The 17307-nt window shown below is 41.0% G+C and carries 30 protein-coding genes; 2 read left to right on the forward strand and 28 right to left on the reverse strand.

What is annotated here, in order from left to right:
• Positions 1-22: 22 nt before the first annotated feature.
• From rpmD to ACQRCC_RS07415, 22 genes are all read right to left on the reverse strand, one after another.
• Positions 23-202 carry a 50S ribosomal protein L30 gene (rpmD, locus tag ACQRCC_RS07310; protein ID WP_427850157.1) on the reverse strand — a complete coding sequence of 60 codons (180 nt, stop codon included), beginning with the start codon at positions 200-202 and terminating at the stop codon, positions 23-25.
• 18 nt (positions 203-220) lie between these two features.
• Positions 221-730 (reverse strand): 30S ribosomal protein S5, encoded by a 510-nt coding sequence (gene rpsE, locus ACQRCC_RS07315; RefSeq protein WP_427850158.1) that lies wholly within the window; start codon positions 728-730, stop codon positions 221-223.
• Between the two features lie 14 nt (positions 731-744).
• Complete coding sequence (gene rplR, locus ACQRCC_RS07320) at positions 745-1113, reverse strand: 50S ribosomal protein L18 (protein WP_427850159.1); 369 nt, start codon at positions 1111-1113, stop codon at positions 745-747.
• Between the two features lie 17 nt (positions 1114-1130).
• The gene (gene rplF / locus ACQRCC_RS07325) at positions 1131-1673 is read right to left on the reverse strand and encodes a 50S ribosomal protein L6 (protein WP_427850160.1); all 543 of its coding nucleotides are present in this window, start codon (positions 1671-1673) and stop codon (positions 1131-1133) included.
• A gap of 76 nt (positions 1674-1749) precedes the next feature.
• Positions 1750-2151 (reverse strand): 30S ribosomal protein S8, encoded by a 402-nt coding sequence (gene rpsH / locus ACQRCC_RS07330; RefSeq protein ID WP_427850161.1) that lies wholly within the window; start codon positions 2149-2151, stop codon positions 1750-1752.
• Positions 2152-2166: 15 nt separating this feature from the next.
• Positions 2167-2352, reverse strand: a complete 186-nt coding sequence (locus ACQRCC_RS07335; RefSeq protein ID WP_016220062.1) for a type Z 30S ribosomal protein S14 — start codon at positions 2350-2352, stop codon at positions 2167-2169.
• Between the two features lie 11 nt (positions 2353-2363).
• Positions 2364-2903 carry a 50S ribosomal protein L5 gene (rplE, locus tag ACQRCC_RS07340; RefSeq protein WP_427850162.1) on the reverse strand — a complete coding sequence of 180 codons (540 nt, stop codon included), beginning with the start codon at positions 2901-2903 and terminating at the stop codon, positions 2364-2366.
• Between the two features lie 24 nt (positions 2904-2927).
• Positions 2928-3239 (reverse strand): 50S ribosomal protein L24, encoded by a 312-nt coding sequence (gene rplX, locus ACQRCC_RS07345; protein WP_427850163.1) that lies wholly within the window; start codon positions 3237-3239, stop codon positions 2928-2930.
• Positions 3240-3253: 14 nt separating this feature from the next.
• Positions 3254-3622: a 50S ribosomal protein L14 gene (rplN, locus tag ACQRCC_RS07350; RefSeq protein WP_427850164.1), complete on the reverse strand. Its 369-nt coding sequence runs from the start codon at positions 3620-3622 to the stop codon at positions 3254-3256.
• A gap of 21 nt (positions 3623-3643) precedes the next feature.
• Complete coding sequence (rpsQ, locus tag ACQRCC_RS07355; RefSeq protein ID WP_009461316.1) at positions 3644-3898, reverse strand: 30S ribosomal protein S17; 255 nt, start codon at positions 3896-3898, stop codon at positions 3644-3646.
• 20 nt (positions 3899-3918) lie between these two features.
• Complete coding sequence (rpmC, locus tag ACQRCC_RS07360; protein ID WP_427850165.1) at positions 3919-4125, reverse strand: 50S ribosomal protein L29; 207 nt, start codon at positions 4123-4125, stop codon at positions 3919-3921.
• On the reverse strand, positions 4115-4552 hold the full coding sequence (gene rplP / locus ACQRCC_RS07365; protein ID WP_427850166.1) for a 50S ribosomal protein L16: 438 nt from the start codon (positions 4550-4552) through the stop codon (positions 4115-4117). Before rplP ends, rpmC begins: the two co-directional genes overlap by 11 nt.
• Positions 4552-5208, reverse strand: a complete 657-nt coding sequence (gene rpsC / locus ACQRCC_RS07370) for a 30S ribosomal protein S3 (RefSeq protein ID WP_427850167.1) — start codon at positions 5206-5208, stop codon at positions 4552-4554. Before rpsC ends, rplP begins: the two co-directional genes overlap by 1 nt.
• Before the next feature lie 11 nt (positions 5209-5219).
• The gene (gene rplV / locus ACQRCC_RS07375) at positions 5220-5606 is read right to left on the reverse strand and encodes a 50S ribosomal protein L22 (RefSeq protein ID WP_346664238.1); all 387 of its coding nucleotides are present in this window, start codon (positions 5604-5606) and stop codon (positions 5220-5222) included.
• 31 nt (positions 5607-5637) lie between these two features.
• Positions 5638-5919 carry a 30S ribosomal protein S19 gene (gene rpsS, locus ACQRCC_RS07380; protein ID WP_204906353.1) on the reverse strand — a complete coding sequence of 94 codons (282 nt, stop codon included), beginning with the start codon at positions 5917-5919 and terminating at the stop codon, positions 5638-5640.
• Positions 5920-5942: 23 nt separating this feature from the next.
• Complete coding sequence (gene rplB, locus ACQRCC_RS07385; RefSeq protein ID WP_427850168.1) at positions 5943-6785, reverse strand: 50S ribosomal protein L2; 843 nt, start codon at positions 6783-6785, stop codon at positions 5943-5945.
• A gap of 169 nt (positions 6786-6954) precedes the next feature.
• Positions 6955-7260, reverse strand: coding sequence for a 50S ribosomal protein L23 (rplW, locus tag ACQRCC_RS07390; RefSeq protein ID WP_427850169.1), 306 nt, complete (start codon positions 7258-7260; stop codon positions 6955-6957).
• On the reverse strand, positions 7260-7880 hold the full coding sequence (gene rplD, locus ACQRCC_RS07395; protein ID WP_427850170.1) for a 50S ribosomal protein L4: 621 nt from the start codon (positions 7878-7880) through the stop codon (positions 7260-7262). The genes rplW and rplD overlap by 1 nt, the downstream gene beginning before the upstream one ends.
• A gap of 30 nt (positions 7881-7910) precedes the next feature.
• Complete coding sequence (gene rplC / locus ACQRCC_RS07400) at positions 7911-8591, reverse strand: 50S ribosomal protein L3 (RefSeq protein WP_427850171.1); 681 nt, start codon at positions 8589-8591, stop codon at positions 7911-7913.
• 94 nt (positions 8592-8685) lie between these two features.
• Complete coding sequence (gene rpsJ / locus ACQRCC_RS07405; RefSeq protein WP_118382489.1) at positions 8686-9003, reverse strand: 30S ribosomal protein S10; 318 nt, start codon at positions 9001-9003, stop codon at positions 8686-8688.
• Positions 9004-9301: 298 nt separating this feature from the next.
• Positions 9302-9928 carry a YcxB family protein gene (locus tag ACQRCC_RS07410; RefSeq protein ID WP_427850172.1) on the reverse strand — a complete coding sequence of 209 codons (627 nt, stop codon included), beginning with the start codon at positions 9926-9928 and terminating at the stop codon, positions 9302-9304.
• Positions 9925-10059 carry a hypothetical protein gene (locus tag ACQRCC_RS07415; protein ID WP_427850173.1) on the reverse strand — a complete coding sequence of 45 codons (135 nt, stop codon included), beginning with the start codon at positions 10057-10059 and terminating at the stop codon, positions 9925-9927. The genes ACQRCC_RS07410 and ACQRCC_RS07415 overlap by 4 nt, the downstream gene beginning before the upstream one ends.
• A 200-nt stretch (positions 10060-10259) precedes the next feature.
• Between ACQRCC_RS07415 and ACQRCC_RS07420 the strand changes: the two genes are divergently transcribed.
• Positions 10260-11132: a permease gene (locus ACQRCC_RS07420; RefSeq protein WP_427850174.1), complete on the forward strand. Its 873-nt coding sequence runs from the start codon at positions 10260-10262 to the stop codon at positions 11130-11132.
• 251 nt (positions 11133-11383) lie between these two features.
• Positions 11384-12250, forward strand: a complete 867-nt coding sequence (locus tag ACQRCC_RS07425; protein ID WP_427850175.1) for a sulfite exporter TauE/SafE family protein — start codon at positions 11384-11386, stop codon at positions 12248-12250.
• Between the two features lie 563 nt (positions 12251-12813).
• Here the strand turns inward: ACQRCC_RS07425 and ACQRCC_RS07430 are convergent.
• The 6 genes from ACQRCC_RS07430 to prdB all read right to left on the reverse strand — a co-directional run bounded on the left by ACQRCC_RS07430 (position 12814) and on the right by prdB (position 17306).
• Complete coding sequence (locus ACQRCC_RS07430) at positions 12814-13671, reverse strand: bifunctional 5,10-methylenetetrahydrofolate dehydrogenase/5,10-methenyltetrahydrofolate cyclohydrolase (protein ID WP_427850176.1); 858 nt, start codon at positions 13669-13671, stop codon at positions 12814-12816.
• A 9-nt stretch (positions 13672-13680) separates the two neighbouring features.
• Positions 13681-14307, reverse strand: coding sequence for a cyclodeaminase/cyclohydrolase family protein (locus tag ACQRCC_RS07435; protein WP_427850177.1), 627 nt, complete (start codon positions 14305-14307; stop codon positions 13681-13683).
• A 151-nt stretch (positions 14308-14458) separates the two neighbouring features.
• Positions 14459-14836 carry a glycine cleavage system protein GcvH gene (gene gcvH / locus ACQRCC_RS07440; protein WP_427850178.1) on the reverse strand — a complete coding sequence of 126 codons (378 nt, stop codon included), beginning with the start codon at positions 14834-14836 and terminating at the stop codon, positions 14459-14461.
• Positions 14837-15146: 310 nt separating this feature from the next.
• The gene (locus ACQRCC_RS07445; RefSeq protein ID WP_427850179.1) at positions 15147-15626 is read right to left on the reverse strand and encodes a glycine/sarcosine/betaine reductase component B subunit; all 480 of its coding nucleotides are present in this window, start codon (positions 15624-15626) and stop codon (positions 15147-15149) included.
• 17 nt (positions 15627-15643) lie between these two features.
• Positions 15644-16411, reverse strand: a complete 768-nt coding sequence (prdD, locus tag ACQRCC_RS07450; protein ID WP_427850180.1) for a proline reductase cluster protein PrdD — start codon at positions 16409-16411, stop codon at positions 15644-15646.
• Between the two features lie 169 nt (positions 16412-16580).
• The gene (gene prdB, locus ACQRCC_RS07455) at positions 16581-17306 is read right to left on the reverse strand and encodes a D-proline reductase (dithiol) protein PrdB (RefSeq protein ID WP_427850181.1); all 726 of its coding nucleotides are present in this window, start codon (positions 17304-17306) and stop codon (positions 16581-16583) included.
• Between the last annotated feature and the right edge of the window lies 1 nt (position 17307).

A 17307-nucleotide genomic window follows, 5' to 3' on the forward strand; every position in this document is an offset into this window, starting at 1 on the left:
CCTCCTTACTCGATATTATTATTTAAACTTCTTCTACTTTTACTAAATGCTGAACCTGTTTAATCATTCCTCTTGTTGCTGCATTATCCGGAAGTTCAACAGATCTGCCTGTCTTTTTAAGTCCAAGTGCCTCTACAGTTCTTTTATGCTTCGGTACAGCACCAATTGTAGATTTTACTAAAGTGATTTTTAAGTTTGCCATCTCGGTCTACCTCCTTACTTAGCCTAAGATTTCTTCAACAGATTTTCCGCGAAGCTTAGCTACTTCTTCTGGAGTTTTAACCTGACTTAATCCTTCAATTGTAGCAAGAACTACGTTCTGCTTATTGTTAGATCCCAGAGATTTTGTACGGATGTTCTTTATTCCTGCCATCTCGATAACGGCACGAGCCGGACCACCGGCAATAACTCCAGTACCTTCCGGTGCTTTCTTCAGTAATACTGAAGCGCTTCCGAATTTACCGATTAAATCATGTGTAATACTTCCATTCTCATCTAATGCAACAGAAATAAGTTTTTTAGCAGCATCTTCTTTTCCTTTGCGAATTGCCTCCGGAATTTCAGTTGCCTTTCCTAAACCTGCACCAACATGGCCGTTTCCATCACCTACAACAACTAAAGCTGTGAATCTCATGTTACGACCACCCTTAACAACTTTGGTAACACGCTTAATTGATACTACTTTTTCTGTTAATTCTAATGAACCAGCATCAATACGTTCCTGTTTCATGTGTGCTCCTCCTTCTAGAAATTCAGTCCAGCTTCTCTAGCTGCGTCTGCTAATGCCTTGATCTTGCCATGATATATAAAGCCGCCTCTGTCAAAAACAACATCCTTGATGCCTTTTTCCAGTGCTTTTTCTGCAATGACTTTTCCTAAACATGCTGCAGCATTAACGTCGTTGGTTTTTTCTAAGTTTGCTTTCACTTCTTTCTGAAGAGTGGAAGCAGAAACCAGAGTGTTACCAACTGTGTCGTCAATAATCTGAGCATACATGTGGTTATTACTTCTGAATACTGCTAAACGCGGGCACTCAGCTGTACCGCTAAAACGGTTACGTAATTTTCTGTGCTTTTTAACACGAACTTCGCTTCTAGATTTTTTGCTAACCATTTTCACACTCTCCTTATTTATTTCTTACCAGTCTTACCAACTTTACGTCTGATAACTTCATCAGCATATTTAATACCTTTACCTTTGTAAGGCTCCGGTCTTCTCTTGTCTCTGATTTCAGCTGCGTATTGGCCTACTTTTTCTTTATCGATACCCTGAACAGTAATCTTGTTCTGTCCTTCAAGAACAGTCTCAACACCTTCCGGATCAATCATCTCTACCGGATGAGAATATCCAAGACTCAGTGTTAATTTATTTCCGGATTTTGCTGCTCTGTATCCAACACCGTTAACTTCCAGAACTTTCTTGTATCCTTCTGTCACACCAACAACCATGTTGTTGATCAGTGTTCTTGTAAGACCGTGAAGAGATTTCATTCTCTTTAAGTCGTTAGGTCTTGTTACGATGATTTCATCGCCTTCCTGTTTGATTTCCATTTCTGTTGGAAGCTCTTTGGAAAGAGTTCCCTTTGGACCTGTTACGGTCACTTTATTGTTCTCAGTAATTTCAACAGTAACTCCTGCTGGAACCTTGATTGGCAGTCTTCCTATACGTGACATTGCCTTGTCCTCCTTAACTTAAATTCTCGGAGAAGCTGCGTTGGCTTCTCTGTTTTCAGTTCTTACCTTGTGATAGTTACCATACAAAGCACAGTACTTCTCCACCTACGCCAAGCTTTCTAGCCTCTTTGTCTGTGATTACACCGTGGTTTGTAGAAATGATAGCTGTTCCAAGTCCACCCAGTACCTTCGGCAGTTCTTCGCTGTTTGCATATACACGAAGACCTGGTTTGGAAATTCTCTTCAGACCGGAAATAACTTTCTCATTCTTGTCTGCACCGTATTTTAATGTTACACGGATTGTCTTGAACGCACCGTCTTCTACGATGTCGTATTTAGCGATATATCCTTCATTCAGTAAGATATCTGCAATCGCGATTTTCATCTTGGATGCCGGGATATCAACTGTATCATGTTTAGCAGTATTTGCATTACGAATTCTTGTAAGCATATCTGCAATTGGATCACTCATAGTCATTTGCTCTTTACCTCCTTACCAGCTTGCCTTTTTCACACCTGGGATCTGTCCTTTGTATGCCAGTTCGCGGAAGCAAACACGGCAGATTCCATATTTTCTTAAATATGCATGCGGACGACCACAAATTCTGCAGCGATTGTATTCTCTTGTGGAGAATTTCTGCTTACGCTGCTGTTTGATTTTCATTGCTGTTTTAGCCATAATTTACCTCCTTATTTTGTAAACGGCATGTTGAACTGTTTCAGCAGCTCACGTGCCTCTTCGTCAGTCTTAGCTGTTGTAACGAAGATTACGTCCATACCTCTTACCTTGTCCACTTTATCATACTCGATTTCCGGGAAGATAAGCTGTTCTTTTACACCAAGAGCGTAGTTACCTCTTCCGTCAAATGCGTTCGGATTAACTCCTCTAAAGTCACGTACACGAGGCAGTGCAAGATTAACAAGACGATCTACGAATTCGTACATCTTCTCTCCTCTCAATGTAACCTTACATCCGATCGGCATTCCTTCTCTCAGTTTGAAGTTAGCTACGGATTTCTTTGCCTTACATACAACTGCTTTCTGTCCTGTGATTTTTTCCATATCAGCAATAGCTGACTCTAAAGCCTTTGCATTATCTTTTGCTTCGCCAACACCCATGTTGATAACAACCTTATCGAGTTTCGGCACTTCCATGATATTTTTATAACCGAACTTTTTGATCATTGCATCAATGATCTCGTTCTGGTACTGTTCTTTCAGTCTACTCAAAGCCCTGGACCTCCTTCCTCAAAATTAATCGATAACTTCACCTGTTGATTTTGCAAAACGTACTTTCTTGTCTCCATCCATCTTGAAACCTACTCTTGTAGCTTTTCCTTTGTGAATGTACATTACGTTAGAAATATCAATAGGTCCTTCCTGATGAATGATGCCACCATTCTGATTAGCCATGCTTGGTTTAGCATGTTTTGTCAGCATGTTAACACCTTCAACAAGAACTGTTTTGTCCTTCTGATTTACAGAGATGACTTTGCCTTCTTTGTCTTTATCTTTACCGGCAATAACTTTAACCATATCGCCTTTTTTGATCTTCATAGTTGACATCTTCTCGCACCTCCTTAAAGTACTTCCGGAGCTAAGGAAACAATTTTCATGAACTGTTTGTCACGAAGCTCTCTTGCTACTGGCCCGAAGATACGGGTTCCTCTTGGGTTTTTATCGTCTTTTATAATAACAGCAGCATTTTCGTCGAAACGGATGTAGGAACCATCTTTACGACGAGTACCTTTTACAGTACGTACAACTACAGCTTTTACTACATCACCTTTTTTAACAACGCCGCCTGGTGTTGCATCTTTAACAGTTGCAACAATAACGTCGCCAATGCTTGCATATCTTCTGGTTGAACCACCAAGCACACGGATACACAGTAACTCTTTCGCACCTGTATTGTCTGCTACTTTCAGTCTGCTTTCTTGCTGTATCATGCAGGTTTCCCTCCTTATATACTATTTAACTTTTTCCATAACTTCTACAAGTCTCCATCTCTTATCTTTGGACAGAGGTCTTGTTTCCATTACTTTTACTTTATCGCCGATATTGCATTCATTTGCTTCATCGTGAGCTTTTAATTTATAAGTTCTTTTTACAATCTTATTGTAAAGCGGATGTTTTACGTGGTCTTCAACTGCAACAACAATTGTCTTATCCATTTTATTGCTGACAACTTTGCCCACACGTGTTTTTCTTAAATTTCTTTCCACGACTTTTTCTCCTTTCCGGATTATTCAGCTTTAGCCATCTCAGTAATTACTGTCTGGATTCTTGCAATGTTCTTTCTAACTTCTTTAATTCTGCTGGTATTATCTAACTGATTTGTTGCGTTCTGGAATCTCAGGTTAAAGAGTTCCTTTTTAGCAGCTACTAATTCTTCATTCAGCTCTGCAGCTGATTTTGTTCTTAAATCTTCTACAAATGCATTAATTTTCACTGTTATCACCGCCTTCTAAGTCTGCGCGAGAAACGATTTTACATTTACAAGGTAACTTGTGTGTTGCCAGACGAAGCGCTTCTCTTGCTACTTCCTCAGGTACGCCTGCGATTTCAAACATAACGCGACCCGGCTTAACAACTGCTACCCAGTATTCTAAGGTACCTTTACCGGAACCCATACGTGTTTCAGCTGGTTTCGTAGTTACTGGTTTATCTGGGAATATTTTAATCCAAACTTTACCGCCACGCTTGATATAACGAGTCATAGCTACACGGGCTGCCTCAATCTGGTTGGAACGGATCCAGCATGGTTCCGTTGCAACAATACCATATTCACCATATGAAAGTGTGTTTCCACGAAGAGCTTTTCCTTTCATGGATCCACGGAACTGTTTACGACGTTTTACTCTTTTTGGCATTAACATTATTTATCTCTCCCTTCCTTTGCTGCCTTCTCCGGAAGAACTTCGCCTTTATAAACCCATACCTTAACACCAACTTTTCCATAAGTTGTGTCAGCTTCAGCGAATCCGTAGTCAATGTCTGCTCTCAGTGTCTGAAGCGGAATTGTTCCCTCGCTGTAGAACTCTGTACGAGCCATATCAGCTCCGCCAAGACGTCCTGATACAGAAGTCTTCACACCAAGTGCTCCTGATTTCATAGTTCTGGACATGCAGGATTTCATAGCACGTCTGAAAGAAATACGATTCTCTAACTGAAGTGCAATGTTCTCAGCTACTAACTGAGCATCCTTGTCAGGTCTCTTTACTTCTTTAATATCTACAACCAGCTTCTTGTCTGTAAACTGTGCAAGCTCAGCTTTAACCTTCTCGATCTCAGCTCCGCCCTTACCGATTACAACACCCGGTTTAGCTGTGTAAATGATAATTTTAACGCGGTCAGATGCTCTCTCGATCTCAATCTTGGAGATACCAGCGCTGTATAATTTCTTTTTCAGAAATGTTCTGATTTCATGGTCTTCTACCAGGTTATCAGCAAAATCTTTCTCTGCATACCATTTAGAGTCCCAATCTTTGATAACACCGACTCTTAAGCCATGAGGATTAACTTTCTGTCCCATGATTGCCCTCCTTATCTTTCATCAAGCACCAGTGTAATGTGGCTCATTCTCTTCTCGATTCTGTAAGCTCTACCCTGTGCTCTAGGTCTGATTCTCTTCATTGTTGGTCCTTTGTTTGCATAAGCTTCTGCAATATAAAGATTTTCAGCGCTCATACCATTGTTATTCTCAGCGTTAGCAATTGCTGACTCTAATAATTTCTTTATTAAACTTGAAGCATATCTTGGATTGTAAGTTAAAATACCAAGTGCTGTTGTTACATCCTTACCTCTGATGGCATCCAATACGAAACATGCTTTCTGAACAGATACTCTAGCGTAAGATAACTTAGCTGAAGGTCTGGTGTCCTTATTAGCATTTCTCTCTCTCTTGATCTGGGATCTATGTCCTTTTGCCATGGATGAACCCTCCTTTCAAATACGTTGTTTACTATCTAACTCTGGATTTCTTCTCGTCTTTTCCATGTCCTCTGTAGGTTCTGGTTGCTACGAACTCTCCGAGTTTGTGTCCAACCATATCCTCTGTTACATATACAGGAACGTGTTTTCTTCCGTCATGAACGGCGATTGTATGTCCAACCATGCTTGGGAAGATTGTAGAACGACGAGACCATGTTTTGATAACTGACTTGTCGCCGGATGCGTTCATAGCATCAATCTTCTTAAGCAGACTTGCATCTGCGAATGGTCCTTTTTTAAGTGAACGAGCCATGGTTCTACCTCCTTACGAATCTATTATTTAATACCTTTACCATCACGTCTTCTTACGATTAACTTGTTAGACTGTTTGTTTTTCTTACGAGTCTTAAGACCAAGTGCCGGTTTACCCCAAGGAGTACACGGACCCGGACGACCGATTCCAGTCTTACCTTCACCACCACCGTGCGGATGGTCATTCGGGTTCATAACAGAACCACGAACTGTAGGTCTGATACCCATATGACGTTTACGTCCTGCTTTACCAACGTTAATCAGGCTGTGGTCTCCGTTACCAACAACACCAACAGATGCGCGGCAAACGATTGGAACCATTCTCATTTCTCCAGAAGGAAGACGAAGGGTTGCATACTTTCCTTCTTTAGCCATCAGCTGTGCACTGTTACCAGCGGAACGAACCAGCTGTCCGCCTTTTCCAGGATACAGCTCAATGTTATGAATCTGTGTACCTACCGGGATTTCAGAAAGTGGGAGGCAGTTACCAACATGAACCTCAGCTTCCGGTCCGTTCATAACTTTCATTCCGTCTTTCAATCCTTCCGGTGCAAGAATGTAAGCTTTCTCACCATCTTCATAGCAGATCAGAGCGATGTTTGCTGTTCTGTTCGGATCGTACTCAATACCGATTACCTTTGCAGCGATTCCATCTTTTCTTCTCTTGAAGTCGATTACTCTATATTTCTTCTTAGCTCCGCCTCCGCGGTGTCTAACTGTGATTTTACCTTGATTATTACGTCCTGCCTGTCTGCTCTTTGGAGCTAACAGAGATTTTTCTGGAGTTGTCTTTGTGATTTCAGAGAAATCAGATCCAGTCATCTGTCTTCTGGAAGGCGTATATGGGCGATATGTTTTAATTCCCATGATTACTTCTCCTTTCAATTACTGTTTATTGTCACGGTTTCTTTCCGTCTAATTGTCGCGCTTCGCGCGGTGTATGTTCGCTTCGCTAAGCTCGAAATGACCTCGCTAACCTCAGCGAACGGGGTCCGACTAAGCTTCAGTCTTCGCTGACGCTCGTCTTCAGCAAGTCTTATAACCCCTCGAAGATCTCAATATCTGCGCTGTCAGCTGTAAGCTGAACGATTGCTTTCTTTGTCTTAGCTGTCTTTCCGAATTTGAATGTTCCACGAACTCTCTTGTTCTTTCCGTCAAGGTTCATTGTGTTTACACTCTTAACCTTTGTTCCGGAGAACATTTTTTCAACAGCTTCTTTGATCTGAGATTTTGTAGCCTCTGTGTGTACAAGGAAAGTATATTTCTTCTCTCCCATAAGCTCCATGCTCTTCTCAGTTACTACCGGTTTAAGGATTACATCATAATACTGAACGTTTGCCATTATGCGTACACCTCCTCGATTGTTGCAACAGCAGCCTTCGTTGCGATTACTGTGTTGTATTTTAAGATGTCGTACACATTGATTGTATTAGTCTTAGCTGTTTTTACATCTGCAATATTTCTTGCGGAAATCTCTGCGTTTGTATTGCCATCCTCTAATACTACTAATGCTTTATTTACATCTAAGTTCTTAAGAATATTTGCAAAGTTCTTTGTCTTGATCTCTTCGAATTTAATCTCATCGATTACAATGAACTTCTTCTCTGCTACTTTCGCGCTGAGAACTGATTTCAGAGCTGCGCGTCTTTCTTTCTTATTCATCTTGAATGAATAATCTCTCGGTACCGGTGCGAATACTACTCCGCCGCCTGTCCACTGTGGAGCTCTTGTGGATCCCTGTCTTGCGTGACCTGTTCCTTTCTGTCTCCATGGTTTTCTTCCGCCACCAGATACTTCAGAACGTGTTTTAGCTTTCTGAGTTCCCTGACGTTTATTTGCAAGCTGGCTTACAACTGCCATGTGTACTAAGTGTTCATTAACTTCTACACCGAATACAGCATCGTTTAAGTCGATTGTACCAACTTCTTTACCTTCGATATTGTAAACTGCTACGTTTGCCATCTCTAGTGTTCCTCCTTTCCTAAGTAAAGCTTAGATAGCTTTCACTGTCTCTTTAATTGTTACTAAAGATTTCTTTGGTCCCGGTACAGAACCTTTAACCAGAAGCAAGTTCTTCTCTGCATCTACGCGAACAATCTCCAGATTCTGGATAGTGATCTTCTTGCTTCCCATCTGTCCTGGCATCTTTTTACCTTTGAATACTTTACTCGGGTCAGATGCAGCACCGTTGGAACCTGCATGACGGTGGAACTTAGAACCGTGAGTCATAGGTCCTCTATGCTGATTGTGTCTCTTAATTGCACCCTGGAATCCTTTACCTTTGGAGATTGCTGTTGCATCAACCTTATCTCCAACCGTAAAGATGTCAGCTTTGATTTCCTGAGCCAGTGTGTACTCCTCAGCATTTTCAAATTTAAACTCTTTTACATATCTCTTACCTGTAACTCCAGCCTTTGCAAAATGTCCCTGCTCTGCCTTTGTTACACCGTGACGATGAACGATCTCTTTCTTACCGCTCTTGTCTTTGTTTACAATTTTGTCTTTCTTGTCAACGAAACCAACCTGTACTGCGCTGTATCCGTCGTTCTCTACAGTCTTAATCTGTGTTACTACGCAAGGACCAGCCTGAAGTACGGTTACTGGTGTAAGCACACCGTCTTCGTTGAAGATCTGAGTCATTCCGACTTTTGTAGCTAAGATAGCTTTCTTCATTATAATTACCTCCTGTGATTTACAGCGGAACGTCACCTGGACGTTCATCCTAAATTTTAGGAATTACTGCGTTCTGTAGTTAATGATGCTCTACTTATTTGTTTTTCATTTTGATATCGATATAAACACCTGCTGGCATTTCCAGTCTGGACAGAGCATCAACTGTCTTCTGTGTCGGTGCAATGATATCGATCAGTCTCTTATGAGTTCTCTGCTCGAACTGTTCTCTGGAATCTTTATATTTGTGAACAGCTCTCAAGATGGTTACTACTTCCTTCTTAGTCGGAAGCGGTACCGGTCCGCTCACCTGCGCTCCATTCTTTTTAACAGTTTCGATGATTTTTTTTGCGGATGCATCAACCAGCTGATGATCATACGCTTTCAATGTGATTCTCATTACTTGACTTGCCATAAAAAAAGTCGCCTCCTTTTCGTACTTTTAACTTCAGTACGACAAGCGGTGACTGTACACTCTCCCGTGTGTGTCGTGAGAAACTCACACGTTGTTACCACATTTCAGTGGCTGTTATAGTTTCGTACAGTGACTTGTCGCCAGTTTCCTAACTTGACATTCGCTCCACGGAAAACCTGCCATCCAGGGGCAGCAACCTCGCGCTTCATCGCTATCATGTCACAGCTTTTTCAGTATATCTGATTCATATGTACATTTCAAGTACTTTTTTATTTTTATTGTATTTTTTTCAATACAATTATTTTTTCTTTTTCTTATTAGCCTTTTTTTCCGCTTCCTGCTTTTCCCAGGCTTCAGCTCTCGCATCCCGGTACTCCATCATCATGCGGATTCTGGTCTTCCACGGAATATATGTTGGGTGAATGACCTTTCCCGTTTTATCACTGATAAACTCATAAAACTGCTCTGCAGTCCCGCGTGTAAAATCACTCTTCGGAATCAAATGCATCATTTCATTATTAATGCTGACAAAAAAATACTTATCATCCGCATACATATACGGTATCTCACCATATTTCCAGTGTTGGAGTCCCTGATCATCTTCAATCGTAAACTCTCTTTCTCCAAACACAAAATGAATCAGAGTCTGATTCTGATAGCTTGGATCACACTTTGCAAGCTTGGATGCAGCGATTTTCTTCCTATTAAAATCAAACACAAGAATAATTGTTCCGATTATTGCCATTGCCACAATCCATATCACACCAAACGTATCTCTTCCCAAATACGCCAGCGTGTAAAAGCAAAGAGCCAAAACCGCCAGAGAAAATGTAGTTGCCGGATGTTTCACCCTGAAAGTAAATCCCACAAAATCCTCCAGCATCTGTCTTGTATGCTTTGTTTTCACTTCATATACCGGTGTCATCTTAACCTCTCCTTATTTTCTAATTTTTCTTCTGCCACATCATGACAAAACATTTCCTTTCCATTATAATATGTTTCTTCTTTTTCCACAAGAAATACTTTAACATACCATTTTTCACACATTCTCACCATAAAGCCTGTCCTTTTTGTCCATATTCTATAAATTCGATTGACTTTTCCTATCGATGTTGGTACAATTAGTTAAAGAACAGACAATATCAACAGGATGCATAAACAAATCGGGGTGTTTATGACCTTACATACTATTTCAGTGATGAATATTGTTTGTTAATTTTTTTAGTAACTTTTTAAACAATCTGGAGGGATGAATTATGAACATTATCACAATCTTACGTATCGCGCTCATCATCTTTGTAATCGCGTCTGGTGCTTACTTTATCAAAGACCTTCTCGCACACAAAGAAGATATCAAAGGCGGAAAACCAATTGCTCTGGCACTGATTGGATGTATCACTAACCTGCTTGATACATGGGGAATCGGTTCCTATGCAACCACACAGGCTGGTTTCAAATTTACAAAATCCAGCGAAGACCTTACAGTTCCTGGAACCCTGAACGTTGGAGATACTTTCCCTGTAACACTTGAGGCTCTGTTATTCTTCGGTTTCGTTGATATCGATCCACTTACACTGGTACTTATGCTTGCTGCATCCATTATCGGAGCTCTTGTTGGAGCTGGTATCGTATGTAAATGGAACCTGAAGATGGTTCGTCTTGGACTTGGTGTTGGTCTTTCCATTCTTGCCGTTGTTCTCTTCTGCAAGAATGCAGGTATCGGACCTTTCGGTGTAAGCGGAGAGGCATTGGGATTGACAGGTATTAAGCTTGTTATCGGTATCGTTGTTAACTTCTTCTTAGGCGCTCTTATGATGATCGGTGTTGGTCTGTATGCTCCTTGTATGGCACTTTGTGCAGCACTTGGAATGAACATCGGAACAGCTTTCCCAATCATGATGGGTTCCTGTGCATTCCTGATGAACGCAGCTTGCTTCAAGTTCATCAAAGAAGGAAGATACGACAGAAGAGCTGCCCTTTACCTTGCAGTATTCGGATGTATCGGTGTAGTTATTGCTTATAAGGTAGCTTGCTTCTTCTCACTGAAGACTTTGACATACATCATTTGTGTAGTTATGATTTACACAGCTATCATGTTCTTCAGAGATGCTTCCAAGACAGAGGCTTAATCAGAAGATTACAATTTCATATTGAATATCCAAAGGCGGTTTTTGTTCATTCAGAAACCGCTTTTTTCATCCCTTCTTTATTTCTTCCAGTATATTGAATATTTTTTCACAATATTGTTGACTGATTATTTGTATTTGTAGTATAATGCATTTGTAACAGTTAACCAAAGACGGTTTCCACAAGGAAATCGTCTTTTTGTTTTCTACGATATTTTATATATCAAAAACAATCAATCTAGGAGGATGAGAAAATGAGTATTGCAAAAATTTTAGTTTGGGTCCTTATTATATGGACCGCTGTATTCGGGGTTTATTATGTAAAAGACGTGTTAAAACACAAAGAAGATTTTAAAGATGTCAAATACATACCAACAATTATTATCGGTGTCCTGGCCAATTTCTTCGACACATTGGGAATCGGAAGCTACGCTACTTCTACCACAGCATTTAAATTCACAAAGTCATGTCCGGATGAACTTATTCCCGGAACATTAAATGTAGCTTATGCCATTCCCGTTGTAGTTGAGGCAGTTGTATTCATCCAGAAAGTTACTGTTGATCCGCTCACTCTGGTTCTTATGATAGGCTCCGCAATCCTGGGTGCTGTTATCGGAGCTTCCGTAGTATCTAAATGGGACCTCAAAAAAGTTCGTATTGCTCTTGGTTCCGCTCTTATAGCACTGGCAATCGTTATGGTATGCAAACTCCTCGGTGTTGGTCCATTTGGTATCGTAGGAAGCGCAACAGCTCTTACAGGTGTAAAACTCTTAATTGGTGTAGTTGCCAACTTTGTTCTTGGCGCTCTGATGATCGTAGGTCTTGGACTTTATGCACCATGTATGGCTCTTGTACTTCTGCTTGGAATGAGCGCAGATGTTGCTTTCCCAATCATGATGGGTTCCTGTGCATTCCTGATGCCTTCTGCAGGTATTAAGTTTGTAAAAGAAGGAAAATACAACAGAGCATCTTCTCTTGTACTTACTGTCACCGGAGTTATCGGTGTACTGATTGCATGCTTCATCATTACATCACTTCCATTAACAGTCCTGACATGGATTGTTACAGCCGTAATGATTATCTGTGCAGTTATTTTCTTCAAAGACGCAGCTAAAGCTTAGACCCCCGAAAGGGCAGGACACATCGTCCTGCCCTTTCTATTTCTATATTACAACAAAGAAAAGGCACGACTTAAAAAGTCGTGCCCTTTCTTTTTGGTATGTCATTGAGAGGTTATCTCGTTGCACTGCAGTTTTGTGTATATACAAAGCTGGGGAATGCTTCTCATAATGAGATAGTATATATTAATTGGAGTTCACCGTTGCAGGATCATTCTTGGGGGAAATGATCGGCAACAGCATAACTGCAATTGCAACCACTGGGGTTAAAACTCATCTGTACGCTTTAAAAATAATAAGCAGTTACCTTTTTCGTCCTAAAAAGTTAACCGCCATTGGTTCGCACATCTAAGTTGCTTATAATATAGCACCACTTTTTTTAATCGTCAATGCTATTTTTTTCAAAAAATTAATTTTATGCACGTTGCCAAATAATGGTATTTTTCACTCAATTTTTTTGTTCACTTTACCGTATTAAATCATTAACTCATTATCATGCAGAAGTCTTTTTAAAAGCATACAGCTCCATCGTACTATCAATGGAGCTGTGACATATCAATCAGTTATTATTTTCTTTCAGCCACGGCTTCTGCCGCACGGACTACATGTTTGGCCAGCACTGAGGTAGTAATGCTTCCAACACCTCTCGGAACCGGGCTGATATAAGATGCTTTTGACTCTACAGTCTCAAAATCCACATCTCCACACATATTTCCATCTTCATCTACATTAATGCCCACATCCGCAATAACGGTTCCTTCACTCACCATATCCGACGTAATCATCTTAGCCTTACCAGCTGCCGCAACAAGTATTTCTGCCCTTCGACACACTTCCGCGAGATTCACTGTTCTGGTATGGCAGACTGTAATGGTTGCATTCTTCTTCAGTAACATCATGGCCAATGGCTTTCCCACTACCATACTGCGTCCAACTACGGTTACATTCTTTCCCTTCGGATCGATACCGTAGTAGTCCAGCATCTCCACTACTGCCTCCGCAGTACATGGAGCGTATCCAGACTCATCACCCGCAAACACCTTTGCCATATTAACAGGGCACATACAGTCCATATCTTTTTCCGGATGAATCATAGCCTTAATTGGCTCTTCATCCAAATGCTTTGGCAACGGAAGGAAGAGCAGAATTCCATGAACACAGGGATCATCATTCACCTTACGGAACTCCTCTTCGAAATCCTCCTGTTCAATTTCTTGGGGAAGTTCTAAAATTCTGCATTCGATTCCAATTGTCTCCATCCGTTTTTTTGCACCGCGCTCATAAGCCAGGTCATCCGGACGCTCTCCCACTCTCACAATCGTCAGACAGGGATGAACTCCCTTTTCTTTCAGGCATTCTACCTTTTTTATCAGCACTTCTTTCATGGCATTTGCCACGTCAGCGCCCTTCATCAATACACTCATCTTTTCCTCCTAACGGATCTTGCCAAGCACTCCCGCATATATTTTTTCCTGCATCCTGCGTGCTTCCTCAATCATATCATCTGATTCTTTATTCAGGCGCTCTGCCTGTTCCCGATCTTTCATTAACCGGGTATTAATGTAGACATTCAGAGAAGCTCCTTCTAATGCTGCACGTGCAAACAGTACCGCAACTCCCACGTCACTGATTGCAATTTTACTGCCCTTTTCTCCAAGTGTTTCAAGAAGCTCCATCACTTTGGCAACAGTCTTCATAATCTGCAGCGGAACAATACTGGCTTCATACAGTGCTTTTTCCATCACTCTTTCCTTTTCTTCCTTCTGCTCCGGCGTATCCTTTGGAAGTCCGTATGCTTTGGACAAAGGCTCGAATGCTTCTGCATCTTTATCCGTAAGGTCAATCAGCTCTTTCTGCAGATTCTGAAGCTGTTCTTTTACCTCAATAATCTCTTCTTCTACATCTGCATACTTTTTCTTTCCAATCGTCAGATTTGCCACCATCATTCCAAGCGCAGAGGAAAACGCTCCCACTGCCGCGGATGCACCCCCGCCGCCCGGAACCGGTGCGGCAGAGGATAATACTTCCAGAAAATCTGTTGTTTTCTGTTCTAACATCATATTTCTCTTCTCCTTAAAATAATCCTGATATTACGCCATCTGCATCCCAATTTCCATACCGCCTTTTATTTTACATTTTTTATGTTATCTTTTCAACATTTATCTCTTATTTTTAGGCATGACATGTACTGCTGCACCAACAACACTTCTCCTACGCTTCGCTCTCTACGAACGCCTTGTATTCCTCTGCTGTAAAAAGTTCTTCTTTCTCTGTGATATCTTTCACTTTTACGAACCATGCATCATAAGGTGCTTCATTGATTTTCTCCGGAGCATCCAACAGATTCTCATTAATTTCACATACTGTTCCGGATACCGGTGCGTACACGTCAGATACCGCTTTTACAGATTCAACATCTGCGAAAGGCTCACCTATTACAATCACATCCCCCTCTTCCGGAAGATCTATAAATGCCAGCTCTCCAAGCTCAGACTGTGCATAATCTGTAAGACCAATAATTGCTACATCTCCTTCTTCCCTTACCCATTCGTGTGATTTTGAATATAATAAATCTTCTCTTAATTCCATTTTTTCTCCTTTTTCTTTTATTTTTGCTTTAATTACTGTTCTGTCAAATAATATAAAAAGGAACCGTATCATCCATATCCGCGGATGTTGCAGTTCCCTTTCGCATATCTTTCAGAGCATTGTACAAATCCAATTCCGTTTCCTGAGAGCTTCAAATCATCTCTTGCCCCTTCACCATTCTGACAACATGGGCAAAATCTCTCTCGAATTCATCAGCCAATCATTTATCTTTGGATTGTTGTTACTTTTCTACCTGCACTCAAAAATGTATAATATCAAGATTGGTGGTTTTGCTTTTAATTCAGACCCGCTATTTATTTTCCTGATCTTTCTTACGCATCTTAAGCTTTAAGAGAGCTTTTGCTTTTAGGCAGTCGATACGATCCATATTATTTTCACCAACGATATTCGTCTCTTCACCTGTCGCACTCTTATTGATATCTACAATCGCATCCAGATAATCATTCACAACTACAAACTGTGCAACTGTACCGTTAAACGTAATTCCTGTAACAGGAATGCCACGCTTACCAATCTGCTCAATTGTATTTGTGTAATCAACATGACTGTTTCCCCAACCGTCACAGGAGATGATCACACCATCTGCACGCATACATTCTGCCGCAATAGCTGCTCTCGTACCAACAAGCATCTTGTCTTCGTTACCATCCGGAGAACCGACAAGCATAATCCCCATCAGATCAAGGTCTGTATCTTCTGCAACAACCTCAAGAAGCGGGTCCCTGAAGTGATGTAATGATGTTTCTTTTGTTGAAGGACCAATTCCCATATTCTTTTCCTCCCCTCTTACTGCATGGAACGGATAATTCCGTCTCTGTATTCATTCGGTGTAACTATTACCGGCATATTTCCCATATCAATGATGGATTTTGATCCGATAGAACAAGATGGCTCTTTCGAGAACATATGTGTATCATACATCGCTCCCTGGCCTGCAACCTGTTTGATAATCAAAACACGTTTCTTGCCAGGGCGTACTACATCATGATATACATGTTTCTCCGTACACTGATTTCCATTAAATTTTTTTAGTTTCTCTCTGAAAATATTAATGAATTTATCACAAAGCAAATGCGCTTCTGTCGGACCCGGTCTTTCCTGTCCCATTCCTGCCGCAAGCGTGACATCAAAGGAAATAATCACATCATTATCTCCCGGAGTACCCGCTTTATTAAGCACAAGCTGCTCTTTTAAGTTACCTTCTGACGATCCAAATTCATGACACTGTTTTCCATTAACATCTACACCGGTAAGCATCACATAAACACCTGTAATTGTATGTGTGATTCCTTCGCCCAATTCTCCGAGCACCTTTGTAGAAATTGGAATAATATCCATGATAGTATTCGTCCAACGATCATGATCTCCCGGCTGGATTACCTGGATATCAATATCTGTGATATGCTTTGCATCCTTTAATAATTCCGGGATGATATCTTTACAAACAGTCATCTTTCCGCCTGTTGTGATATCATTACGGTCACCTTCGACAACCGTATCCATATGAAATGCTTTAATGGTAAGGCGACGTAATTTCTGTTCCTCAACTGCCATGTTTTCCATGTCCTCCTTTAGCAATTTTTTCGCTACGTAAACTCATCTGTTTTTATTTTATCACACCTATATACAAAATCAATCATTTTTTATTACTCTTTCTGCTATCAAAGAAAGAATCTAAAAAGGGGAATGGACAAACCATTCCCCTCTTGAAGTTCGCTGTATATTAGATTTTAGCAACATACTCAAATGGCAATGGCACGATCTTTCCAGGTGTCTGGATCTCAACCAACTGCTCAAGAGTAGCTTTTACGATAGCTGTCTGCTGTTCCACATTGTGAGGACCACCTGCATTAGCACCCATAGGTACCAACGGAGCAACCGCACGTGGAGTACCAGTCTGACGTACAACTGGTGGAAGAGCTGCAATAATAATTGTAGGAATTCCAGCTTCTTCAATCGCTCTCTGCACCAATACTGCAGAGCGGTGGCAGGTACCTCAGCCAGCTGTGAGGATTGCTGCGTCTACGCCTTCCTCTTTCAGCATTGCTGCTACTGCTGGACCTGTCTCGTTTTTAAATTTTTCCTGGTTTCCGCCACCACCCATGAATCCTGCATGGAACGGAGCTGTAGCCTTAATAAATCCTTCTTCTACTAATTCATGAAGTCTGTCGATAGGGAACATACAGTTGATATCTTTATTAACATCACTGTTATCATATCCACCATGAGATACCATCAATTTATCTGATGGACATTTATCATCGATCTTTCTCCAAGTAAAGTCACCTGCAAGGTTAAATCTTTCCTGATCAACCTGATGTACACCTGCTGCTGTAGCAAGAGCAACTGTCATATCTTTCAACTCTTTTTCTACTGGTGTCCATACCATCGGTGGAGTAATTGGAACGAAGATTTCTGATTGTAATCCTTTAACAACCGTTAAACTCATT

This window comes from Sporofaciens sp. SGI.106, from assembly GCF_050314255.1.
Taxonomy (GTDB): Bacteria; Bacillota; Clostridia; order Lachnospirales; family Lachnospiraceae; genus Claveliimonas.

Excerpts from the sequence above, each read along its gene's own strand:
- rpmD (WP_427850157.1), bottom strand. The coding sequence starts at position 202 with ATGGCAAACTTAAAAATCACTTTAGTAAAATCTACAATTGGTGCTGTA.
- rpsE (WP_427850158.1), bottom strand. The coding sequence starts at position 730 with ATGAAACAGGAACGTATTGATGCTGGTTCATTAGAATTAACAGAAAAA.
- rplR (WP_427850159.1), bottom strand. The coding sequence starts at position 1,113 with ATGGTTAGCAAAAAATCTAGAAGCGAAGTTCGTGTTAAAAAGCACAGA.
- rplF (WP_427850160.1), bottom strand. The coding sequence starts at position 1,673 with ATGTCACGTATAGGAAGACTGCCAATCAAGGTTCCAGCAGGAGTTACT.
- rpsH (WP_427850161.1), bottom strand. The coding sequence starts at position 2,151 with ATGACTATGAGTGATCCAATTGCAGATATGCTTACAAGAATTCGTAAT.
- ACQRCC_RS07335 (WP_016220062.1), bottom strand. The coding sequence starts at position 2,352 with ATGGCTAAAACAGCAATGAAAATCAAACAGCAGCGTAAGCAGAAATTC.
- rplX (WP_427850163.1), bottom strand. The coding sequence starts at position 3,239 with ATGTCAACTATGAAGATCAAAAAAGGCGATATGGTTAAAGTTATTGCC.
- rplN (WP_427850164.1), bottom strand. The coding sequence starts at position 3,622 with ATGATACAGCAAGAAAGCAGACTGAAAGTAGCAGACAATACAGGTGCG.
- rplP (WP_427850166.1), bottom strand. The coding sequence starts at position 4,552 with ATGTTAATGCCAAAAAGAGTAAAACGTCGTAAACAGTTCCGTGGATCC.
- rpsC (WP_427850167.1), bottom strand. The coding sequence starts at position 5,208 with ATGGGACAGAAAGTTAATCCTCATGGCTTAAGAGTCGGTGTTATCAAA.
- rplV (WP_346664238.1), bottom strand. The coding sequence starts at position 5,606 with ATGGCAAAAGGACATAGATCCCAGATCAAGAGAGAGAGAAATGCTAAT.
- rpsS (WP_204906353.1), bottom strand. The coding sequence starts at position 5,919 with ATGGCTCGTTCACTTAAAAAAGGACCATTCGCAGATGCAAGTCTGCTT.
- rplB (WP_427850168.1), bottom strand. The coding sequence starts at position 6,785 with ATGGGAATTAAAACATATCGCCCATATACGCCTTCCAGAAGACAGATG.
- rplW (WP_427850169.1), bottom strand. The coding sequence starts at position 7,260 with ATGGCAAACGTTCAGTATTATGATGTAATCCTTAAACCGGTAGTAACT.
- rplD (WP_427850170.1), bottom strand. The coding sequence starts at position 7,880 with ATGGCAAACGTAGCAGTTTACAATATCGAAGGTAAAGAAGTTGGTACA.
- rplC (WP_427850171.1), bottom strand. The coding sequence starts at position 8,591 with ATGAAGAAAGCTATCTTAGCTACAAAAGTCGGAATGACTCAGATCTTC.
- rpsJ (WP_118382489.1), bottom strand. The coding sequence starts at position 9,003 with ATGGCAAGTCAAGTAATGAGAATCACATTGAAAGCGTATGATCATCAG.
- ACQRCC_RS07410 (WP_427850172.1), bottom strand. The coding sequence starts at position 9,928 with ATGACACCGGTATATGAAGTGAAAACAAAGCATACAAGACAGATGCTG.
- ACQRCC_RS07415 (WP_427850173.1), bottom strand. The coding sequence starts at position 10,059 with ATGGTGAGAATGTGTGAAAAATGGTATGTTAAAGTATTTCTTGTGGAA.
- ACQRCC_RS07420 (WP_427850174.1), top strand. The coding sequence starts at position 10,260 with ATGAACATTATCACAATCTTACGTATCGCGCTCATCATCTTTGTAATC.
- ACQRCC_RS07425 (WP_427850175.1), top strand. The coding sequence starts at position 11,384 with ATGAGTATTGCAAAAATTTTAGTTTGGGTCCTTATTATATGGACCGCT.
- ACQRCC_RS07430 (WP_427850176.1), bottom strand. The coding sequence starts at position 13,671 with ATGAGTGTATTGATGAAGGGCGCTGACGTGGCAAATGCCATGAAAGAA.
- ACQRCC_RS07435 (WP_427850177.1), bottom strand. The coding sequence starts at position 14,307 with ATGATGTTAGAACAGAAAACAACAGATTTTCTGGAAGTATTATCCTCT.
- gcvH (WP_427850178.1), bottom strand. The coding sequence starts at position 14,836 with ATGGAATTAAGAGAAGATTTATTATATTCAAAATCACACGAATGGGTA.
- ACQRCC_RS07445 (WP_427850179.1), bottom strand. The coding sequence starts at position 15,626 with ATGGGAATTGGTCCTTCAACAAAAGAAACATCATTACATCACTTCAGG.
- prdD (WP_427850180.1), bottom strand. The coding sequence starts at position 16,411 with ATGGCAGTTGAGGAACAGAAATTACGTCGCCTTACCATTAAAGCATTT.